This window comes from Microbispora sp. KK1-11 (genome assembly GCF_006874435.1).
GTDB classification, from domain to species: Bacteria; Actinomycetota; Actinomycetes; order Streptosporangiales; family Streptosporangiaceae; genus Microbispora; species Microbispora catharanthi.
The window spans coordinates 1-1,481 of sequence record NZ_VIRJ01000089.1 but is presented as its reverse complement, the minus strand read 5'-3'; the positions used below and the strand labels follow the sequence as shown (position 1 = coordinate 1,481).

Sequence of the window (1,481 nt, the reverse complement as noted above, 5' to 3'; positions counted from 1 at the left end):
GAGGAGGGCCAGGAGGGTGAGCTGGGGCCAGGGGATGGCCCAGACGGTGGTGTCGATCGCGACGCGTTCGGCGGTGACGCCGGGCAGGGGTTTGCCGGCGGGGGCGGGGATGGCCATGATCGTGGTGCCGATGGGGCCCAGGGGCCAGGTGCCGCTCACTCGTGCGGTGAAGGTGCGGCTGCCGCCCGGCATGATCTCTCTGGCCTTGGCTTCGGAGGTGTCGTCCCAGCCGTTTTCGCCGGCGAAGGTGGAGGTCAGGATCCGGCTGTCGGGGGCCAGGCGGACGTTGCCGGCGTTGGCGAGGGTGTAGGTCACCTCGACGGTGCCGGGGGTGAAGGGGTTCCACGACCAGGTGTAGTCGGTGTGGACGCCGGTCACGGCGACTTTGGCGACGAAGCTGCCGGTCACGCGGATGTTGAGGCGGACGCCGACTCGGTTTTGGACCCGGACCTGGCCGGAGATCGTGTCGATGGAGGCGGTCACGCCGGCGGGGTGGTCTCCGGGTGTGGCGTTTTGCGGGATCGATACCTTGACCGGGACGACGGCGGTGGCTCCGGCGGCGATGGTGACCTTGTCGGGGATGTCGATCCATGCGCCGCCGTCGACGGGTTTTGCGTCGGAGGGTCGCATGTCGAAGTAGCCCTTGGCGGTGAGGTAGCCGTCGTTGGCGTCGATGGCGAAGTCGACCGGCTGGGTGGAGCGGTTGATGACCGCGACATGTTCGGTCACCTGTTGTCCGCCGGCCAGTTCGATGTCGATGACGCTGCGGCCGTCGGGGCCGTCCGCGTTGGCGGGGACGACCGACCAGGTGGTGTCGGCACCGGCCGGAGCGGCCAACACGACCATGGCGAGCATGGCGACCAAGACGGTCACGCCGACAGCGTGGAGGACGGCGAGGAGGGCGAGGGCGCCCCGCGAACGGCTCTTGGTCAACGAAGGTGTCTCCTGTCTCATCGTGAGCGTCCGGGCCGTGCGGGTAGACCCCACATGGCCCGGGCGCCCACAGTCGGCGGTGGCGTCCTGCCTCCGGTTCAGGACTGGTTGAACAGCGAAAGCGTCAGGGTGGAGTGGTATTCGCCGGCGGCGACGTCGACGGGGGTGCGCAGGGCGAGGTCGGCGTTGACCTTCGAGGTGCCGATCTCGTCGGAGGAGTTGGCGGTGGAGACCAGCAGCTCCTGGCCCTTCAGACCCACCTCGGGGGCGCCGGTGCCGTCGGAGACGACACTGGAAACCGGCTCACCGGCCGAGACCGCCCCGGTGGAGGAGTCGGTCAGCAGGCGCGGCTTCCAGCCGAGGTATTCGGGGCCGATGGTCTTGGCCGGGTCGTCGGTGGCGACGAACTGGCTGGACTGGCCGACGACGGCCCAGTACTCCCCGGCGGGGATGTCTTCGGGCTTGCGGGTGTCGCTGACCGTGACGGTGGGCAGGGTGCCGGTGAACTGGCGGGCGGCGGCGTCCGAGCCGCTTTCCTGCAGGGAGAC

2 protein-coding genes are annotated in these 1,481 nt (G+C 69.8%); both read right to left on the bottom strand.

The annotated features are described in order from the left end of the window. On the bottom strand, positions 1-873 hold an 873-nt coding region (locus tag FLW16_RS42820; RefSeq protein WP_221891602.1), incomplete at its 3' end, for a WxL protein peptidoglycan domain-containing protein. Between the two features lie 158 nt (positions 874-1,031). Continuing rightward, positions 1,032-1,481, bottom strand: a 450-nt coding sequence (locus FLW16_RS44310) for a hypothetical protein (protein ID WP_185949862.1), incomplete at its 5' end; no start/stop codon positions are given.